Consider the following 19247-nt stretch of genomic DNA (forward strand, 5'->3'; position numbering starts at 1 on the left):
ATTGCACAGCGATGGTGCAGCGTCATGTTTCAGCCCTAGGGCATTTGATCCACTGTGTGATGTCTCGCCTCGCTTGATCACGGATAAATCGCCCGACGGATTCAGAAATTTCGCTCAACAGTTGCAGCGCCGAGCGGGACGGCCAACCACTAACCTTTGAAAAAGCCAGGAGCACATGCAAGGAAGCTCACATGCCAGTCCGTCCCAACTCCCACCGTCTGCGCCAAGGTCGTTTCTCGGAAAACGGTCGTGCCTATTTCATCACCTCGGTCATCCACGAACGCCAGCCCGTATTTGCAGATTGGCAGACCGGCCGGTTACTGGTTGCCGAACTGCGCCGGGCTCATGAGCAAGGAGTCGCGCAGTCCATCGCCTGGGTTGTCATGCCTGACCACTTTCATTGGCTGATGCAATTGCAACGCGGCTCACTTGGTGAAGTCATTGGCGGTGTAAAGGCTCGCTGTGCGCATGCGGTTAACAGAAAAACCGGACGTCACGGACCGCTGTGGCAAACCGGCTACCACGACCGTGCGATCCGTGACGGCGAGGACCTGGAGCCCATCGCCCGCTATATCATCAATAATCCCTTGCGAGCCGGGCTGGTCGATAACCTCGGTGATTACCCGCTTTGGGATGCCTGCTGGCTCTGAGCACAACAGTTCTATGGAATAGGTGGGTTTCTTCCTCACACAGACAACATCCCGGGATGTGCACAGCCTACTTGTGGCGAGGGGATTTATCCCCGCTCGGCTGCGAAGCAGTCGTCATTTGCTCACACGCGGAGGGCCTGTAGAAACTGTGGTGGCAGGTTTTGGGGCTGCTTTGCAGCCCAGCGGGGATGAATCCCCTCGCCACAGGGAGTCCCTGCAAGACTGATAAATCTGCTAGCCACAGGAATCCTTTCCTCAACACAGACAACATCCCGGGATGTGAACAGTATCTTTGTGGTGAGGGGATTTATCCCCGCTCGGCTGCGCAGCAGGCGCAATTTGCTCACATGCGGTGGGCCTGTAGAAACTGTGGTGGCAGGTTTTGGGGCTGCTTTCCAGCCCAACGGGGATGAATCCCCTCGCCACAGGGAATCCCTGCATGACTGATAAATCTGCCAGCCACAGGGAGTCCTTCCCTCAACACAGACAACATCCCGGGATGTGAACAGTATCTTTGTGGTGAGGGGATTTATCCCCGCTCGGCTGCGCAGCAGTCGCCATTTGCTCACACGCGGTGTGCCTGTAGAAACTGTGGTGGCAGGTTTTGGGGCTGCTTTGCAGCCCAGCGGGGATGAATCCCCTCGCCACAGGGAATCCCTGCATGACTGATAAATCTGCCAGCCACAGGGAGTCCTTTCCTCACACAGACAACATCCCGGGATGTGCACAGCATCCTTGTGGTGAGGGGATTTATCCCCGCTCGGCTGCGCAGCAGGCGCAATTTGCTCACATGCGGTGGGCCTGTAGAAACTGTGGTGGCAGGTTTTGGGGCTGCTTTGCAGCCCAGCGGGGATGAATCCCCTCGCTACAGGGAGTCCCTGCATGACTGATAAATCTGCTAGCCACAGGGAATCCTTTCCTCACACAGACAACTTCCCGGGATGTGCACAGCATCCTTGTGGTGAGGGGATTTATCCCCGCTCGGCTGCGCAGCAGTCGCAACTTGCTCACACGCGGTGTGCCTGTAGAAACCGTGTTGGCAGGTTTTGGGGCTGCTTTGCAGCCCAGCGGGGATGAATCCCCTCGCCACAGTGTTTGTTCCAGTTTTATTCAGATAAAGCGCCGGCTCCGCTCTTCACATTTTTTTCACCGGCTTCAACCACCGTCTAAGCTTCAGACAAGTCCGATCAATCTGCGTGAATGGATCAGTCGACTATGGGCGCTTTGTGGCAAACCGATTCGAGTAAAACCGTGGTTCAGACTGAAAGCGTGAATGAAGCGCCTGTCCCTGAAAAACCCCGTCGCAACCGGCACGGGTGGAAGGCTTTCTGGTTGCTGTTTTTGATCATTGCGGTGGTGGTGGGACTCGCTGCGTCCAAGGAAATGCGCACCTCGCGTTTCCAGGCGCGGGAGCTGAGCCAGTACGCCGCTTCGCTGACCTACAAACTTGAACCCGGCCCCAGCGAAGCGATTCGTTATCCGGGCAACGGCCCATTCGATCTGCGCCTGGGTTACAGCTCCCTGGACGAATTCCTGCCACGCCTGCTCAAGCGCAATTACGTGATCACCGAGCAAACGCGCTTCTCCCCCGCCCTGCTCGGTTACACCGACAAAGGCCTGTTCGTGCCGTATTCGGAAAAGATTCAGGCCGGGCTGTCGATTACCGATTGCCGAGGCGCGCCGCTGTATCGATACAACTATCCGCAGCAACTGTATGCCGACTTCGCGGCGATTCCGCCGGTGGTGGTCAGCAGCCTGCTGTTCATCGAAAACCGCTTTCTCCTCGACCCGAAACAACCGCTGGCCAACCCGGCGGTGGACTGGCCGCGCTTCGGTATGGCGGCATGGTCGCAAGTGGCCAAGCTGCTGCGCCTGCCCGGGCAATCGGCCGGCGGCAGCACCCTGGCGACGCAACTGGAAAAGTATCGCCACTCGCCCGATGGCCTGACCGTGTCCGGCGCGGAGAAGATCCGCCAGATGATTTCCGCCAGCGTGCGCGCCTACCAGGATGGCCCAGAGACTCTAGGTTCGCGGCAGAACATCGTGCGTGACTATCTCAACAGCGTGCCGCTCTCGGCGGTACCTGGCCACGGTGAAGTGCACGGCATGGCCGAAGGTTTGCGGGTCTGGTACGGCAGCGATTTCAACAAGGCCAACGAGCAACTGAACAGCCCGAAGACCGATCCGCAGACCATGGCCGCCAAAGGCCTGGCATTGCGTGAAATGCTCTCGCTGATGATCGCCCAGCGCCGTCCTTCGCATTACCTGACCAAGGGCCGCGAGGAATTGGCGAGCCTCACCGACAGCCACCTGCGCCTGCTCAAGCAGAACGGCGTGATCGACAGCGCTCTGGCCGACGCCGCGCTGGCAAGCACCGTGTCCTACCGTGACTGGCAGACCCAGCCAACGATGCAGCCGATTGAAACCAACAAGGGCATCAGTGTTGCCCGCAGCCGCCTGGCGAGCATGCTCAACCGGCCGCTTTACGACCTCGATCGTCTCGACCTCTCAGCCACCAGCACCCTGCAGGGCGACCTGCAAACGCAGGCCACGGCTTATCTGAAAAAACTCGCCGATCCGGCCTACGCAGCAGAGATCGGCCTGCTCGGCGAACGCCTGCTGACGCCGACCAGCACCACGCAAGTGCGCTACAGCTTCACCCTCTTCGAACTGACCCCGGACGGCTCGCGCGTACGCGTGCAGACCGACAGCACCGATCAGCCGTTCGACATCAACGAAGGCAGCAAGCTCGAACTCGGCTCCACGGCGAAAATGCGTGTGCTGACCACGTACCTGCAAATCGTCGCCGAGCTGCACGACAAATACGGCGCGATGAGCGGGCCAGAACTGAAGAAAGTTGAGGTACCGGATCAGGACCGCCTCAGCCGCTGGGTCATCGACTACCTGATCCAGAACAAGGATCACGATCTGTCGAAGCTGCTCGGCGCCGCGCTGGATCGCAAATATTCGGCCAGCCCCGGCGAAGCGTTTTTCACTGGCGGCGGCCTGCACAGATTCAACAACTTCCGCAAAGAGGACAACGGTCGCCTGCCGACTCTGCGCGATTCACTGCGCGAGTCGATCAACCTGCCGTTCATTCGGCTGATGCGCGACATCGTCCGTTACACCACCTACTCAGGCCCCAATGGCGAATTGCTCAAGGATGACCGCGACCCCCGCCGCCAGGAATACCTGGCCAGTTTCGCCGACCGCGAAGGCACCTCATTCCTGCTCAAGTTCTGGAAGAAGTACAAGAACAAGGACACCCAGGCGCGCCTGGAAACTTTCCTCGACAGCATCCGCCCGACGCCGATTCGCATGGCGGCGGTGCACCGTTATCTGTTGCCGGATGCCAGCCAGGAAGACTTCAACAGCTTTGTTCGCGCCCACCTCAAAGGCGCCAAGCTCAAGGAGAAACTCACCGATGACCGCCTGATCCGCCTCTACGATGCCTATGGGCCCGGCAGTTACGATTTGCCTGATCAGGGCTTCATCGCCAAGGTGCATCCACTGGATCTGTGGATGATGGGTTATCTGTTGCATCACCCGGAAGCGACCTTCAGCGAGATCGTCAAGGCCAGCCATTTCGAGCGCCAGGAAGTCTACAGCTGGCTGTTCAAGAGCCGGCACAAAGGCGCGCGCGACAGCCGCATTCGCACCATGCTCGAGATCGAAGCGTTCCTCGACATTCATCAGCGCTGGCAGAAAGTCGGCTACCCGTTCGATCACCTGGTGCCGTCACTGGCCACCGCCATCGGCAGTTCCGGCGACCGTCCCGCCGCGCTCGCCGAGCTGATCGGCACCATTCTCAATGACGGCGTGCGCATGCCGACGTTGCGCATCGACAGCCTGCATTTCGCCGCCGATACGCCGTACGAAACCAGACTGGTCAACGACCCGCACGTGGGTAAACGAGTGATGCCGGTGGAAGTGGCCAGAGCCATGCGCGAGGCGTTGTCGCAAGTGGTCGATGCCGGTACCGCCAAACGGTTGTCGGGCAGTTTCAAATTGCCCGACGGCACGCCGCTGGCCATGGGCGGCAAGACCGGCACCGGCGACAACCGTATTGCGGCGATCGGCTCCGGCGGGCGGATCATCAGTTCGAAGTCGATCAACCGCACGGCGACCTTCGTGTTCTACATCGGCGATCACCATTTCGGCACCCTCACCGCTTTCGTCCCGGGGCGCTCGGCAGAGAACTTCAAGTTCACCTCGGCCCTGCCCACGCAGGTGCTCAAGGGCATGGCGCCGATTCTCACGCCGTATCTGCAACCGGGCAGTGACTCGCAATGTCGTCCGGCGGAAAATCCCCCCGTGGTTACCACCGGGCCGGCGCAGTTGGCAATCCTGTCCGGATGACAGCGTATTACTGCTCCTGCTTCCGTCGCAAAGACCGCGAGGAGTTCTGCCAGGCTGGCCCCGTTCAGCCGCGCAAGACGCTGGGGCCCGATCGAGCGTCTGAACGCAGCCAGACTGGCATGGGCTGCTTGGCCGGAATCGCGCTTAACCTACCTCTGAATCCCAGATCACCGTGACATTGCCCGAATAGGTGCGCGCTTCCCCTTCCCTGATCATTCTTTCCACCGCATCGCGGGCCACTTCGAAATGCAGCGTGCCCACCTTGCGGTCCAGATAAAAGCTCGGCTGAAACAACTCGGTGCCCGTGCCATCGCGCAGCAATCGCCGGCGATTGACCGCTTGTCCGGCGCCATCGGTCAGCCCGTTGGGCAGGCTGACGCTGACTTCCAGTGGTACCGCATGGCCGGTGCCCGATTCCCGTATCAAGCAGTCGTTGACGAAGAAGTACTGGCACTCGATGTTCATCTTGAAGCGGCTCGAGGCCGAGATATTGAACGTCTGGTCACGCATCAGCCGGGTCGGCTTGCGGCCCTCGTTCAGCCACGACTGCCAACCGCCCACCGGTTGCAGCGCCACGCGGTTGCCGCCGGGAGGAATATCGACCTTCATGGTGTGCGTGACCCTCAAATTGAAATTGAGGGTCAGTATCGAGTCGTTCGGGATCATCACATCGCCCATGTCGAAATCCATGTTCGGACCGACGGTGTAGGTAATGGCACCGGTGTAGTCGCCAGCGTCCATTTTCAGCGGATCCGGCGTGCGCAGTTCGTAGGCAAAGACGAAATATTGATAGCTCATGCCAAGCGGTATATCGAACTGAGCTTTCTTGGCGCAGGCCCCCGCCCCTTCCGGAACTCTCCAGAAGCTGTTGTAACCATGATATCCCGCTGTATGGGTACCGACACTCAGACACGGTGGCGGAGCGTAGACCCAGCCGCCGCCCTCCCACAAGTCATCCCACCAGCCGCCTCCGGTCAGCTCGACGACCGACAACGGGAAGCCCGCCTCGTGACCAACACCGGCGATTCTCACCTCGACAACGTGGCTATCACCGGCAGCGTTGGTCACCGAAACAGTCCTCCAGTCGGACGGCACTTTGGCCATGCCACCCTGGCGCGGATCGGCGTGGTTGGCCTGAATCGGTGCATTGGCGGCGAACGGAATTTGCGCGATCAGGCTGAACAGCCCCAAAGACTCGCACGTTGCCGGTACCTGACGGCAGAAACCCTGGGATGGGGTCTGATTCTTGAACTGATTTTTTTGCGGATTGGCAAAGTCCGGCTCGAAGGTGGCATCAATGTTGTGCACTTCGGCCACTGCCGCAGCGCTGAACAACGTCAACAGCAATCCGATCCATGGGCGGATGCCCGGGGCGCTAGAAAAAATCATGGGTGGTCTCCAGAAAATACTTCGATACCAGCATTGCGCGAGCCATCTCACTCGCCAGGCGCTCGGGCACTGAACAGCAACAGCACGTTGCCGGCGTAATCCCCGGGGCGGTAGCCGCCCTCCGGGCTGATCGGGTCGATCTGCAACAGCACCCGTGTCCCCGCAGCGGCCTCGGCCTGCGACACCACCTCGCGCGGCGCCATCTCGGCGCTCAGCTCCACCTTGTTAAAGGTCACGCGCAGACTGATATCGTCTGCCGGCCGACCGTTCGAAAGGTAGGGTGCGGATTCCAGCCGCGCTTCAATCGCACTGGTGTCATGACGCACATCAAAGTACTTGCGCACACTGCTCAGGCTTGAGGTCGAGTGATTCCAGTCGAGCCGCTGCGGTCGGTGAATCCAGTCCGGCACCGCGGGAATGATGTAGAACGATCGGTTCGGAACTTCCACTGTCACTTCGAACGTGTGTGCTTCCCGAGCCGCCCAGGCCGCATCGCTGGCCATGGCCGCCGCGGCTATCAGCGCGACGACGGTGCATTGCTTGATCATGTTGGTTACCCGTTGCGTCAATGAAAAGCAGACCTAGCGGCTGCTGACCGTCAGGTTCTTCTTCTCGCTGCCTTCGATCAGGAAGAAGCGGTACCCACGGCCCTTCTCCTTGTCGAAAGCGAACGTCTTGCCCGCCAGCACATGGTGTTTGGTGGTCACACCGCAGTCGGTTTCGTCGCTCAACGAGCAGTCTCTGAACTCGTCGACAATCACCACGGTGTTGCCGTCATTGCGCAGTTCGTAGCGGCTGTCGGTTTCATTGATCGTCGTGGCAAACCGTGTTTCCCTAGGCCGTACGAAGAACACCGTGCCGAAACCGGTCATCACGTTGACCCCGGCCGTCAGTGCCTTTTTGTAGTCTTCCCGTTCTTCCTGGCTGACAGCGAACTCGTCTTCCATTTCCGGCACCACCGGCACGAAGCGCACGCGGAAGTAACGCTCGCGATCGCGTTCGCCCATGTACAGCAAGCGGGTGCCCTGCATGCCCTCGGCCGGGACGATCAGCCGCGCCGGGCTGGCCATCAGGCCGTTGCGCGAAGCGCCGTCGGCAGCGTTCTCAACCGGGATTTCCTTCGGCGTGCCGTCGGCGTCGTAGACAATCTCCAGAACGTTTACCTTGACGAACGCGGTGGCATCGCCGCTGTTGAACACCCGTTTCAGATAAGTGCTCTTGTCGCCATCCATATAGTCGTACACCGTACCGACATTGATCTGCGGCCCGGCCTGCGCCGTCAGGCAAAACACGCTGAGCACGCCCAGCAAAAAACCACGGTTCATCACTTCAACTCCATGAAAAAAGGAACAAGGCGCCGGCGTGCACGTTCATACGTCGGCTTCCCGGATAGCGCTGATATTGCTGGTGCGCGTGTCGCCCAAATGTGGACTTGGTCATCGGTTCAGCCCGCCTTCTGCGCGGTGACACCGACGTCGGCCACGGTGTCTGGCGTGCAGCGCAGATCGCCTATCATCAGGACGTTGTTTTCACTGCGGTACTGGTTGGCATCGAGGCGGAACTGACACAGCAAGCGATTATCGCGACGGATTTCGAGGGTCGGCGAACCGGCGTTCATCTCCATTGAAAAGAACCCGTCGACCTCGGTGACGCCACGGCTGGCATGGTTGATCACATGATGGCCCTTGAGCGGCTGCCCTGCTTCATCGATCAGGCGACCGAGCACTGTCAGGGTTTTCATCACACGGATCTTGCGGTACTCCACCCCGCCCTTGTTCAGGTGATAGCGAGTGCGCGCCGGCTCGATGGTCGCTGCGGGCACGTTATTGCCTTCGAAGTCGAAGCTCACGGAGCTGTTCTGATAGGCCGTGATCGGGATGAAATTGCGCCCCGGCTTCAAGGCAGCGCTGCTCCCGCTATAGTCGTCGGCACGCAGGATGATGTCGTCGATGTCCGATTCGACATCGACGATCATCCCGGCGCCGCGCACTTCGCTGTGATTGGTCATGAGCATCTGCTCGCCACCGACGACCAGCGTGCTGTCGAGGTTGAGGCCGCCGGTGAAATTGCCGTTGTAGGACGAGCGTTGAATAAAGCCATCGCCGTTGACCGCATCGGTGCGGAAATTGGCCAGGCTCGACATGCCCAGACCGTAGGTATCGGTGAGCGCCGTGACCGAGACGCTTTGCAGCACGTGATCCTTGAAATCCTTGCGCCAGCCGAGCGAGGCGTTGTTGTCGCGTTTGCCATCACGGGCGGTGCGTGAGCCGATGCTGCCGGTGAGCTGTTGACCGGGCGCGCCGAGCGCCAGATTGATGCTCAGATCGATCCCGCGATTGCGCGCATCGCCGCTGCTGAAACTGCCCGGGCGATCAAAGACCGACAGGCGCCAACTGGCATCACTGCCCAGCAGCACAGTGCGCTGGGTCCAGCCCAGATCCAGGCCCATGCCTTCGACATTGCCTTCGCTGTGCGACACCCGGGCATTGACCGAACTCTTGCTGCTCACCCGATGATTGAGCGCCAGCGATGAATTGCTGGTCTGGCCGACGAACACGTTACGCGGACGAACGCGTGTGCCGTCGGGCAGCGTTTCGTAGGTGTTGGTGGTGTCGAGCCAGCTGCGGTTGTGGCTGATCACCAGACTGCCCGCGCCGTAGTTGTAAAGGCTTTGCAGATCCAGACCGGTGCCGTAATCCTCGGTCTTGTAGACATTGGCATACAGGCTGAGGTGGTTGGCCAGCGTCCAGTCGATGGATGTGCCGTACTGCAGCTTTTCGCGAATCTGCCGCGCCGAAGCGCCGAGAATCACCCGCGGATGCAACAGATAGTTGAGCGATGCACCGGCGGTCGGGCTGCCACTGCTTTGCTTGTCCCAGTTACTCAACAGTTTGCTTTCTTCGCCGGCAAATACGTTGTAGCGCCAGCGCTCATCGAGGTTGCGCCAGTTGCTCGGCTTGTAGACCAGTTCCTGCGTGGTGGAGGTGATCTGGCCGTCCTCGATCAGGCGAACCTCCACCTCGTAAATGCCACCCGGCAGCGGCCGCGTATCGAGCGACTGCAGACCGGCGGGTACCGATTGCGTGTTGATCAGCAAACCGTTGCGCCAGATTTCCACCGCCCCCTGACGATTGGCGGTCACGTAGATCGGATACACGCTCGGCATCGGCGTGTTGATCGCCAGACTGTCGGAGCTGCCATACATGAGGCCTACAGCGGTGTCGGGGCTGGTGCCGAACGTGCGCGGCTGACGCATCAGCCCTTCGGAATTGGGGGTGAAATAGCCCAGGCGAAAGAAACTGCCTTGCAGTTCGCGCTGGGTGTGCAGCTCATGCACGGCGTGATACAGCTTGGTATCAGGACCGCCGAGCCGGGCCATTTGCAGGTTGAGGGTCTGGCTCCAATTGCCCAGACTGGAACTGGCTTCCAGGCCGAAGCGCCCACCCAGATCCTGATCCTGGCCGCCATTGAGATTGAGTTGATTGCGCACCATCAGGCCACGACTGCCGCCGTCGGGTTGCTCGTAATAACGCTTGGCCTGAACATCGCGCTCGGCATTTTCAGTGAGGATCGAAACCAGCGAACTTTGCAGGTTGTAGTGCACCGCCAGAAACTGATCGGGACATGAACCGCGGCACGCGCCCAGAGGCACACCGGGTTTGAGGTAGCTCGCCCACTTTTCCCGCTCGGCCGGGCCAAAGCGGTTTTCGCTGGTATCGGTGAATTCGAGAAGCGTGATGCGGTCATCTCGCGACAGCACCACCATGGCTTCGCCCAGCGGCTGCTGATCGACTTCGACCCGCACCGCCAGCGGTACATCAAAGAAATGCTCCTCGAAATCCGCCGGCAAGCCTTTGGCCTGCGCCAGCAAACTGCGTGGCGTGGTACCGGTGGCGTCGGAAGCCATGACTGCGCTGGCACAGAACAACAGCGCAAGCGCAGCCGCGATGGGTGTCATCGGGAACATGAACTCGTACTCTGATTTTCAGACAATGAAAGTCCGTCGGGGCAAACACGGATGTTTGCCCCGCCGGTCAAACCCACGGCGAAGGTGGGCGTCTAGCAGGCGATCATGCGATCAGCGCGAACCGACCGGAGGTACCGCATCGAAAACCATTGCAATAGTTCCGGTGTAATCACCCGGCGCGTATGTGGAGCTGGCACGTGGAGCGATTTTCAGCAATGCGCGGTAGGTACTGTCGGATTCATCTTCACCCACAACCATTTGTGGCACTTGGGTAAGAACCTTGCCGTTGAATTCAACGTCCAGGGCAATCTGATCGACACCCGATTGCAGCATAGGGATGCCATTGAGGCTGGCGTGAACGGAGCCGTCAGTGTTACGTACGTCGAAGTAACCTTTGACCTCGGTCATCTTGCCGGTGGCAGGGTTGTAGCTCATGTCCTGGTCCTTGTTGACCAGATCAGGGTCGACCGGCACCACATAGAAGCTGGTGGTTGGCACTGTGGCGACAAGACTGATGGAGTGCGACGCTTCATTCGCCGCGAAGGCCGTGGAGGACATTGCCAGAAGAGCCAGTGGAGCAGCGATTGCGATTTTCTTGAACATCGTTCAGTACCTGTTTGCTTTATATAAGGGGGTGTCATTGAAAGTTCATAAACCTTTTGCTCGTCGACCGCTGAAGCAACTTGAACTTTCAATGCCGGGCATCATCGACTGTTGCCTCTGGAATGTAAGCAGGCAACTTCCGACAAACTTGTAGTTAAACAACCCCACACCCCGCCAGAAAAAAGAACAAAAAACAGATACTTGCAACATTCGCTGTAAGTTGCGCCCTACACACAGTTACAGGCAAAAAACCATACAGCAACTTAGCCGCTTTAACGCGGCAACTTGCGAGAAATTAGAATATATACTCAAGCACAACTAGAGCGATAACTTTAACTTTAAGGTCACCCCTTTTTATTTTTTGATTGGGAAGAGTTTTGTGGCTTTTTTCACGCCGACCGCTCGTCCGTCGAGCGTCGCCAGAGGCTAAAAACATCTTGCACAGCGCTTAAGATATATCTTAAGTTGTATCTAAATACGACGAGAGAGAAGCGAAATGAGAGACCATCATTCCCCCCACCGCGAGCATGGCGATGGCCGCGACGGCTTCGAGAAGCGCCCCGGTCGCGAACGCGGCGGCCGCGGCCCGCGAGTCTTTGCCCCCGGCGACCTGAAATTGCTGTTGCTGGCGCTGATCGCCGAGCAGCCCTGCCACGGTTATGACCTGATCCGCCAGATCGAAGGCATGTTCGACGGCGCCTACAGCCCCAGCCCCGGGGTGATCTACCCGACCCTGACCTTTCTGGAAGAGAGCGACCTGATCGCCGGTGATGCCGAGGCCGGCAAAAAGCGTTACAGCGTCACCGACGCCGGTCGTTTGTCTTTAAGTGAACAAGCGGTGGCGCTCGACGGCGTCCGCATGCGCATCGACGTCAGCAAGCGCTCGCTGCGCGGCCATGATCGTCCGGCGGAAATCCACGAAGCGGTGCACAACCTGCGTCATGCCCTGCAACTGCACCACGGGCGCTGGAGCGCCGAGGAAATCCTGCGCGTACGCGACCTGCTCAATGACACCGCCAAAGCCATCGTCGACGGCCCTGCCGTTCAACCAGCCACGGAGAAAGCCGAATGACTGCAGTCGATAACCAAACCATTCACCGCGTGATGCACGAAATCAAACGGCGCAAGCTTGAAGTGCTGCGCGTCACCGACCTGACCCCGCGCATGCGCCGTATCACCCTCGGCGGGCCGGAACTGGCCGGGTTCATCAGCCTGGGCACGGACGATCACGTCAAACTGCTGTTCCCGCAGAACGCCGAACAAGCGGCGGCGCTGGAGACGATGCAACTGGGCGCCGGCAAGGACAACGGGCCGATGCCCGAGATGCGCGACTACACGCCGCGTCGTTACGATCTGGAAAAAATGGAGCTGGACATCGATTTCGTCCTGCACGGCGACGGCCCTGCCTCGACTTGGGCGGAGCAGGCGCAACCGGGGCAGTTCCTGCATATCGGCGGGCCGCGCGGTTCGATGATCGTGCCGGACATCTTCGACAGCTACCTGCTGATCGGCGACGAAACCGCCCTCCCCGCCATCGCCCGCCGCCTCGAAGGTCTGGCGGCAAATCGCCGGGCACTCGTGGTGATCGAAGTGGAAAACGGTGCCGAGCAGCAAGTGCTGGAAAGCGCGGCGCAGTTCAATGTGATCTGGGTGCTGCGTGAAGGTGGCAAGGACAACCTGCTGGCTACCGTCAAGCAATTACAGGTGCCCAAGGGCAATCTGTACGCGTGGGTGGCCACCGAGACCAAGGTCTCGCGGCAGATCCGCCGGGTGCTGATCGATGAGCATGGGCTCGATGAACAGTTCATCAAGGCTGTCGGCTACTGGCGCGCGGAAGGCTCTGACGAGGAGTGATTTTCCTCTGACCACAATTCCCCTGTGGGAGCGAGCTTGCTCGCGAAAGCGGTGTGTCAGTCAACATCCATGCAAACTGATACACCGCATTCGCGAGCAAGCTCGCTCCCACACTGGATCTCAACTTCGTGCGGACAATCTGCGGTCGAGACCGATAATCAGCAGGCCCACCAACACAAACCCCACCAATATCCCCCCGGCATTCGCCAGCACCTGTGGATATCCCAACACCGCCACATCAATGAACGGATACGCATAGGCGCCAAGCAGATGCCCGCGCAGCAAGGCGTAGATGAAATACACCAGCGGATAGATCAGCCACAGCGGCAAGTGCCAGAGGCGCAACGTGCCTTTGGGGACGCAGCACCACCAATAGCCGAGAAACAGCAATGGCATGACGTCGTGGAGCAATTCGTCGGCAACAAACTGCCAGCCTTCGGGGTGCCACAAGTGCCGCAACAGGATGCTGTAGGCCAGACCGACCACGGCGATGCTCACCGCGATCCCGCTGCTGACCCACGGTTGCAGAAACCAGCGCCGTGCGGCGGATTCGCGCTCGGTGACCGCGCAGGTCAGCACCGTCGCCACCAGGGTGTTGGTCAATATGGTGAAGTAGCTGAAGAAACTCACCAGCCCGCCCAGCAGGCTGGCGCCAATGCTTAATCGTGCGAAGAGAATCAGGTACAGCTGAATTGCCAGCCCCGCCCAGCCCAACACGGCCAGGCCGGTGATCAGGCGTCGGCGCCTCGCGCTGTCCATCTTAGAGCGGTCGCTTGGTGCGCATCAGCTTCACGTACAGGCGCTCGACCTTTTCCCGCGCCCACGGGGTTTTACGCAGGAAGGTCAGGCTCGACTTGATGCTCGGATCGCTTTTGAAGCAACGGATGTCGATACGCTCGGCCAGACCCGACCACTCGTAGTGAGTCACCAGTGCGTTGAGGATCTGTTCGAGGGTCACGCCGTGCAGCGGATCGGGGGATTGTTCGTTCATGCCGGGCCTTTGGGCGAAGTGATATGCAGAAGCCGCGCACCTTAGCCGAGGGGCAGAGCAGGTGGAAGGCCTTCCTGCAAATGTAGGCCAACCCGGGAAGATCGCAGGCTGTGGCCCGGCTCACAATGCGCCCGTTTGCCGCACTATTACCGAATCCGAAACGCTGCATGTCTGCAAAAGCGCTTTCTCAATTTGTTACAGATCATTATCCTGCCGCCCTTCCGCTGAAACGCTTCACTGCCTGCGACAATCTGAAGCGCTCGGCCTGCACTCGAAAAACATCAAAAAAAGACTTCTTCATGCCTGACTTTTCCTTCTCCCGAGACAGCGCTATCTCTGCCCTGCGCACCCTTGGCGGCTGCACCGCCCTTGGCTTGGCGACCTGTGCCCACGCGGCGCCGGCCTTCGACAGTGAATCACCGTACATGCTCGGTGACTGGAACGGCACGCGCACAGAACTTGCGGAAAAAGGCTACGACTTCAAACTCGATTACACCGGCGAAATGGGCAGCAACCTGCACGGCGGTTACGACCACGACCGCACTGCCCGCTACAGCGACCAGTTCGGCCTCGGCACCCATCTGGATCTGCAGAAGATCCTCGGTTGGAACGACGCCGAATTTCAACTGACCATCACCAAACGCAGCGGCAACAACATCAGCAACGACCGCATCAACGACCCGCGCGTTGGCGGCTTCACTTCCGCCCAGGAAGTCTGGGGCCGTGGCCAGACCACGCGCCTGACGCAGATGTGGTATCAGCAGAAATTCTTCGATCAGAAACTCGATATCAAGGTCGGCCGCTTCGGCGAAGGCGAAGACTTCAACAGCTTTCCCTGCGACTTCCAGAACCTCGCGTTCTGCGGCTCGCAGGTCGGCAACTGGGTCGGCGGCATCTGGTACAACTGGCCGGTCAGCCAATGGGCGCTGCGGGTCAAATATCACCTGACGCCGGAGCTGTATGCGCAGGTCGGCGCCTATGAGCAGAACCCGTCGAACCTCGATCGCGGCAACGGTTTCAAACTCAGCGGCAGCGGCACGCAAGGTGCGATCCTGCCGGTCGAACTGGTGTGGACGCCGAAGCTCAACGGCCTGCCGGGCGAATACCGCGCCGGTTATTACTACAGCAATGCCAAGGCCTCTGACGTCTATAAAGATCGCAATGACCAACCGGCAGCGCTGAGCGGCGAAGCCTACCGCAGCGCGTCGAGCAAGCACGGCGTATGGCTGGGCGTGCAGCAGCAGGTCACCAGCATCGCCAGCGACCACTCGCGCGGCTTGAGCCTGTTCGCCAACGCGACGATGCATGACAAGAAGACCAACGCCATCGACAACTACGTGCAGGCCGGCCTGACCTACAAAGGTCCGTTCGATGCCCGCGCCAAGGACGACATCGGTTTTGCCCTCGCTCGTGTGCACGTCAACCCGGCCTATCGCAAGAACGCCGAAATGACTAACCGCGCCAATGCTGTCTACGACTACGACAATCCGGCGTTCCTGCCACCGCAGGGCACCGAATACAGCGCCGAGCTGTATTACGGCGTGCACGTGACCAACTGGCTGACCGTACGCCCGAACCTGCAATACATCCGCCACCCAGGTGGCGTGAACGACGTCGACGACGCCCTGATTGGCGGGATCAAGATCCAGTCGTCGTTCTAAAGATCACAGCTAACCCCTGTGGGAGGGAGCCTGCTCGCGAAGGCGGCATGTCAGTCGCTGCAGTGTTGCCTGATACACCGCTTTCGCGAGCAGGCTCGCTCCCACAGGAATGCATTTCGTTAGTCGAACAAGTTTTTATCTGAACCATGCCTGCGCCAAATCGTCATCTAAAGTGACTACAGCGCGGGACTACATAAACGTCACGGAGAATCACACTATGAGCACCGAAAGTGCTTCGAGTCGGGGCCGTCTGCTACCGGGCCTGCTCGGCATCCTGCTTCTACTGATGGGCCTGGCCATGCTGGCCGGGGGAGTCAAGCTGAGCATGCTCGGCGGCTCGCTTTACTATCTGCTGGCCGGTATCGGCATCGCCCTGAGTGGCATCCTGCTGCTGATGCGTCGCCGCGCGGCGCTGGGCCTGTACGCCATCGTGCTGTTTGCCAGCACGGTGTGGGCATTGTGGGAAGTCGGTCTGGACTGGTGGCAACTGGTGCCGCGTCTGGCGCTGTGGTTTGTCCTCGGTTTCGTGATGCTGCTGCCGTGGTTCCGTCGTCCGCTGCTGCTCAACGGCCCGGCGAAAATCGGCACTGGCGGCCTGACCGTCGCTGTGATCCTGGCCGGTGTTACCGCTCTGGCCAGCCTCTTCACCCACCCGGGCGAAACCTTCGGCGAACTGGGCCGCGACAGCGCGGACATGACCAGCACCGCACCGGCCATGCCGGATGGCGACTGGCAAGCGTACGGTCGCACCGAGTTCGGTGACCGCTACTCGCCGCTCAAGCAGATCACCCCGGAAAACGTCGGTAAGTTGCAGGAAGCCTGGCGCATCCAGACCGGCGACCTGCCAACTGCCGATGACCCGGTCGAGCTGACCAACGAAAACACCCCGCTCAAAGCCAACGGCATGGTCTACGCCTGCACCGCGCACAGCAAAGTGCTGGCGCTGGACCCGGACACCGGCAAGGAAATCTGGCGCTTCGATCCACAGATCAAGAGCCCGGTCGGCTTCAAGGGCTTCGCCCACATGACTTGCCGTGGCGTTTCGTATTACGACGAAGCCGCCTATGCCAAGTCTGAAAACGCCGGTTCCGCGGTCATCTCCGAAGCCGGCCAGGCCGTTGCTCAGGCCTGCCCGCGTCGTCTGTTCCTGCCAACCGCTGATGCGCGCCTGATTGCGTTGAACGCCGACACCGGCAAGATCTGCGAAGGCTTCGGCAACAAAGGCGTGGTCGACCTGACCCAAGGCATCGGCCCGTTCACCGCCGGCGGCTACTACTCAACCTCGCCAGCGGCGATCACCCGTGATCTGGTGATCATGGGCGGTCACGTCACCGACAACGAATCGACCAACGAGCCATCGGGCGTGATCCGCGCCTTCGACGTGCGCGACGGTCACCTGGTGTGGAACTGGGACAGCGACAAGCCGGACGCCACTGAGCCTCTGGCCCCGGGCGAAACCTACAGCCGCAACTCGGCGAACATGTGGTCGCTGGCCAGCGTCGATGAAAAACTCGGCATGGTCTACCTGCCACTGGGCAACCAGACCCCGGACCAATGGGGCGGAAACCGCACCCCGGGCGCCGAGAAATTCAGCGCCGGCCTCGTTGCCCTGGACCTGGCTACCGGTAAAGTGCGCTGGAACTACCAGTTCACCCACCATGACCTGTGGGACATGGACGTCGGCAGCCAGCCAACCCTGCTCGACATGAAAACCGCCGACGGCGTGAAACCTGCGCTGATCGCCCCGACCAAACAGGGCAGCCTGTACGTCCTCGACCGTCGTGACGGCACGCCGATCATTCCGATCAAGGAAATCCCGGTACCGCAAGGCGCTGTCAAAGGCGACCACACCGCACCGACCCAGGCCCGTTCGGATCTCAACCTGCTGGCCCCGGAACTGACCGAAAAAGCCATGTGGGGCGCCAGCCCGTTCGACCAGATGCTGTGCCGCATCCAGTTCAAGGAACTGCGTTACGAAGGCCAGTACACCCCGCCATCGGAACAGGGCAGCCTGATCTATCCGGGTAACGTCGGCGTGTTCAACTGGGGCGGCGTCTCGGTCGACCCGGTTCGCCAGCTGCTGTTCACCAGCCCGAACTACATGGCCTTCGTCTCGAAAATGGTCCCACGCGAGCAAGTCGAAGCCGGCAGCAAGCGCGAGAGCGAAACCTCGGGCGTGCAGCCAAACACCGGCGCGCCATACGCGGTGATCATGCACCCGTTCATGTCGCCACTGGGCGTACCGTGCCAGGCCCCGGCCTGGGGCTACGTCGCCGGTATCGACCTGACCACCGGCAAAGTTGTGTGGAAACGCAAAAACGGCACCAGCCGCGACAGCTCGCCAATCCCGATCGGCTTCACCCTCGGCGTACCGAGCATGGGCGGTTCGATGGTTACCGCCGGCGGCGTCGGCTTCCTCAGCGGCACCCTCGACCAGTACCTGCGCGCCTATGACGTGAATACCGGTAAAGAGCTGTGGAAATCGCGCCTGCCAGCAGGCGGCCAAGCGACTCCGATGACCTACACCGGCAAGGACGGCAAGCAATACGTGCTGCTCGTTGTTGGCGGTCACGGCTCGCTGGGCACCAAGATGGGTGACTACATCATTGCGTACAAACTGCCGGAATAAGCGTTAGCTGGCGGTAATGAAAAGGCGATGTTCCGTGAGGGACATCGCCTTTTTTTGTGAGCGCAACCTGGCAGGCAATGAATAAACCTGTGGGAGCGGTTGTGAACAGCTTCGTCCTGCAGGCGCTGATCAATGCGCCAGAATTTTCCGACAGGCGGGTCGGTAGCGTTTGAGAAATGCACTGGGCCTGAATAATTATCGCGAACAAGAATAAAAAACTGTCAGGTATTACAGTTCACAGCGTTCACGCTTTTACCCAGACTTGCCTCTTCATTATTCGGATCATACAGAGGCAGCTCTCATGGCAAACCCAAACGTAACCATCGCCGTCTTCGCGTTCGGCTCTATTGAAACTGATGTCAAAGGCACCATCAGCGGTAATTATCTGGACTTGACCAGCTACAGCACTTCAAGCACATCCATTTCCTTCAACGTGTTAGGGGGATACAACTTTTCTTTCCGCCACAACGACGGCTTGTCGGGCGCTCGAAACATCTTCATCTCGCTTCGCTACCCGCTGGATCCTTCCCCTTTGCGCTATTCAGAAACGATTGTCATAGACCGAACCGATCCTCGTCCCTATGAATTTGAAACAACAACTTCTTCAATTATAGCGGTAACCCAAATCAGTAACTTCGTGTACCGATACGACCTCAAAGATTACAAATTTTCCGGCAAAGCACAGCACACGAATGACACGCGGGAACTCACCTGTAATGGATTCTTTGTGGTTCAGGGACTGACATGGCCGATCTGACAACGCTGGTTGTGGGGACCTTCTGTATGAGCCTTTATTCGAAACTGCGCATCGCCCTGCTGGCTGCCATATTCGCACTCAGTGCCTGGATCCCTGCGCAGGCTGACAATAACGCAGAGAAGGCAAAAGACTGTAGTGCAGCGCTCAATGAATTGAAATCCATGAACATCACGCCTGCCGCATCCAATTGTCAGACAGGCCAAACACTACAGTGGCGCGTCGAGGCAACTGCCGAGCAATTTGAGCAGGTCATGGATGTTTGCGAAAAATCCAGACTGGCCGCCTTGTATCGATACAGCGAGTCAAGGATCGTCAGTTGCCAATACACCTCAGGTACGAGGAACACTCCGAGCGGAGCGTATTGATAGAGGAGTGACGTCTGCCACG

Annotated in this window: 15 protein-coding genes and 1 pseudogene; 9 read left to right on the forward strand and 7 right to left on the reverse strand. The window is 59.6% G+C overall.

All coding sequences use genetic code 11. From position 1 onward, the window contains the following. Positions 1-191: 191 nt before the first annotated feature. Both OK411_RS22560 and OK411_RS22565 read left to right on the forward strand, forming a co-directional pair. Positions 192-650, forward strand: a complete 459-nt coding sequence (locus OK411_RS22560; protein ID WP_264365720.1) for an REP-associated tyrosine transposase — start codon at positions 192-194, stop codon at positions 648-650. A gap of 1215 nt (positions 651-1865) precedes the next feature. Next, positions 1866-5009, forward strand: coding sequence for a transglycosylase domain-containing protein (locus tag OK411_RS22565; RefSeq protein ID WP_264365721.1), 3144 nt, complete (start codon positions 1866-1868; stop codon positions 5007-5009). Between the two features lie 144 nt (positions 5010-5153). Here the strand turns inward: OK411_RS22565 and OK411_RS22570 are convergent, their stop codons facing one another. The 5 genes from OK411_RS22570 to OK411_RS22590 form a co-directional block, all read right to left on the reverse strand. Next, the gene (locus tag OK411_RS22570; protein ID WP_136492774.1) at positions 5154-6398 is read right to left on the reverse strand and encodes a hypothetical protein; all 1245 of its coding nucleotides are present in this window, start codon (positions 6396-6398) and stop codon (positions 5154-5156) included. 47 nt (positions 6399-6445) lie between these two features. Further along, positions 6446-6946: a CS1 type fimbrial major subunit gene (locus OK411_RS22575; RefSeq protein WP_136492773.1), complete on the reverse strand. Its 501-nt coding sequence runs from the start codon at positions 6944-6946 to the stop codon at positions 6446-6448. Between the two features lie 33 nt (positions 6947-6979). Continuing rightward, positions 6980-7723, reverse strand: a complete 744-nt coding sequence (locus OK411_RS22580) for a molecular chaperone (protein ID WP_123443754.1) — start codon at positions 7721-7723, stop codon at positions 6980-6982. A gap of 119 nt (positions 7724-7842) precedes the next feature. Next, positions 7843-10365, reverse strand: a complete 2523-nt coding sequence (locus OK411_RS22585) for a CS1-pili formation C-terminal domain-containing protein (protein ID WP_136492772.1) — start codon at positions 10363-10365, stop codon at positions 7843-7845. Positions 10366-10476: 111 nt separating this feature from the next. After that, positions 10477-10968 (reverse strand): CS1 type fimbrial major subunit, encoded by a 492-nt coding sequence (locus OK411_RS22590; RefSeq protein ID WP_136492771.1) that lies wholly within the window; start codon positions 10966-10968, stop codon positions 10477-10479. 496 nt (positions 10969-11464) lie between these two features. On the opposite strand from OK411_RS22590, the gene OK411_RS22595 reads away from it, so the two are divergent. The 3 genes and pseudogenes from OK411_RS22595 to OK411_RS22605 all read left to right on the forward strand — a co-directional run. Further along, positions 11465-12040: a PadR family transcriptional regulator gene (locus OK411_RS22595; protein ID WP_024014184.1), complete on the forward strand. Its 576-nt coding sequence runs from the start codon at positions 11465-11467 to the stop codon at positions 12038-12040. Further along, on the forward strand, positions 12037-12822 hold the full coding sequence (locus OK411_RS22600) for a siderophore-interacting protein (protein WP_125917662.1): 786 nt from the start codon (positions 12037-12039) through the stop codon (positions 12820-12822). The genes OK411_RS22595 and OK411_RS22600 overlap by 4 nt, the downstream gene beginning before the upstream one ends. A 24-nt stretch (positions 12823-12846) precedes the next feature. Continuing rightward, positions 12847-12933 (forward strand): annotated as a pseudogene (locus tag OK411_RS22605) (metal ABC transporter ATP-binding protein); the annotation flags it as partial. A gap of 9 nt (positions 12934-12942) precedes the next feature. On the opposite strand, the gene OK411_RS22610 reads toward OK411_RS22605, so the two are convergent. Further along, on the reverse strand, positions 12943-13581 hold the full coding sequence (locus tag OK411_RS22610; protein ID WP_136492770.1) for a Pr6Pr family membrane protein: 639 nt from the start codon (positions 13579-13581) through the stop codon (positions 12943-12945). Position 13582: 1 nt separating this feature from the next. Continuing rightward, complete coding sequence (locus OK411_RS22615) at positions 13583-13813, reverse strand: VF530 family DNA-binding protein (protein ID WP_016773359.1); 231 nt, start codon at positions 13811-13813, stop codon at positions 13583-13585. Between the two features lie 299 nt (positions 13814-14112). Here OK411_RS22615 and OK411_RS22620 point away from each other — a divergent pair, with 299 nt between their 5' ends. From OK411_RS22620 to OK411_RS22635, 4 genes are all read left to right on the forward strand, one after another. Next, entirely contained in the window at positions 14113-15474 is a 1362-nt protein-coding gene (locus tag OK411_RS22620; RefSeq protein ID WP_136492769.1) for a carbohydrate porin, read from the forward strand. A 217-nt stretch (positions 15475-15691) separates the two neighbouring features. After that, on the forward strand, positions 15692-18103 hold the full coding sequence (locus tag OK411_RS22625) for a glucose/quinate/shikimate family membrane-bound PQQ-dependent dehydrogenase (RefSeq protein ID WP_264365722.1): 2412 nt from the start codon (positions 15692-15694) through the stop codon (positions 18101-18103). 301 nt (positions 18104-18404) lie between these two features. Next, positions 18405-18860 carry a hypothetical protein gene (locus tag OK411_RS22630; protein ID WP_264365723.1) on the forward strand — a complete coding sequence of 152 codons (456 nt, stop codon included), beginning with the start codon at positions 18405-18407 and terminating at the stop codon, positions 18858-18860. Further along, positions 18848-19225, forward strand: coding sequence for a hypothetical protein (locus OK411_RS22635; RefSeq protein WP_136492767.1), 378 nt, complete (start codon positions 18848-18850; stop codon positions 19223-19225). Before OK411_RS22630 ends, OK411_RS22635 begins: the two co-directional genes overlap by 13 nt. Positions 19226-19247 lie beyond the last annotated feature (22 nt).

This window comes from Pseudomonas sp. RG1, from assembly GCF_025910115.1.
In the GTDB taxonomy this organism is placed as follows: domain Bacteria; phylum Pseudomonadota; class Gammaproteobacteria; order Pseudomonadales; family Pseudomonadaceae; genus Aquipseudomonas; species Aquipseudomonas atacamensis.

Excerpts from the sequence above, each read along its gene's own strand:
- OK411_RS22620 (WP_136492769.1), top strand. The coding sequence starts at position 14,113 with ATGCCTGACTTTTCCTTCTCCCGAGACAGCGCTATCTCTGCCCTGCGC.
- OK411_RS22575 (WP_136492773.1), bottom strand. The coding sequence starts at position 6,946 with ATGATCAAGCAATGCACCGTCGTCGCGCTGATAGCCGCGGCGGCCATG.
- OK411_RS22615 (WP_016773359.1), bottom strand. The coding sequence starts at position 13,813 with ATGAACGAACAATCCCCCGATCCGCTGCACGGCGTGACCCTCGAACAG.
- OK411_RS22625 (WP_264365722.1), top strand. The coding sequence starts at position 15,692 with ATGAGCACCGAAAGTGCTTCGAGTCGGGGCCGTCTGCTACCGGGCCTG.
- OK411_RS22590 (WP_136492771.1), bottom strand. The coding sequence starts at position 10,968 with ATGTTCAAGAAAATCGCAATCGCTGCTCCACTGGCTCTTCTGGCAATG.
- OK411_RS22580 (WP_123443754.1), bottom strand. The coding sequence starts at position 7,723 with ATGAACCGTGGTTTTTTGCTGGGCGTGCTCAGCGTGTTTTGCCTGACG.
- OK411_RS22560 (WP_264365720.1), top strand. The coding sequence starts at position 192 with ATGCCAGTCCGTCCCAACTCCCACCGTCTGCGCCAAGGTCGTTTCTCG.
- OK411_RS22635 (WP_136492767.1), top strand. The coding sequence starts at position 18,848 with ATGGCCGATCTGACAACGCTGGTTGTGGGGACCTTCTGTATGAGCCTT.
- OK411_RS22630 (WP_264365723.1), top strand. The coding sequence starts at position 18,405 with ATGGCAAACCCAAACGTAACCATCGCCGTCTTCGCGTTCGGCTCTATT.
- OK411_RS22600 (WP_125917662.1), top strand. The coding sequence starts at position 12,037 with ATGACTGCAGTCGATAACCAAACCATTCACCGCGTGATGCACGAAATC.
- OK411_RS22570 (WP_136492774.1), bottom strand. The coding sequence starts at position 6,398 with ATGATTTTTTCTAGCGCCCCGGGCATCCGCCCATGGATCGGATTGCTG.
- OK411_RS22585 (WP_136492772.1), bottom strand. The coding sequence starts at position 10,365 with ATGTTCCCGATGACACCCATCGCGGCTGCGCTTGCGCTGTTGTTCTGT.
- OK411_RS22565 (WP_264365721.1), top strand. The coding sequence starts at position 1,866 with ATGGGCGCTTTGTGGCAAACCGATTCGAGTAAAACCGTGGTTCAGACT.
- OK411_RS22610 (WP_136492770.1), bottom strand. The coding sequence starts at position 13,581 with ATGGACAGCGCGAGGCGCCGACGCCTGATCACCGGCCTGGCCGTGTTG.
- OK411_RS22595 (WP_024014184.1), top strand. The coding sequence starts at position 11,465 with ATGAGAGACCATCATTCCCCCCACCGCGAGCATGGCGATGGCCGCGAC.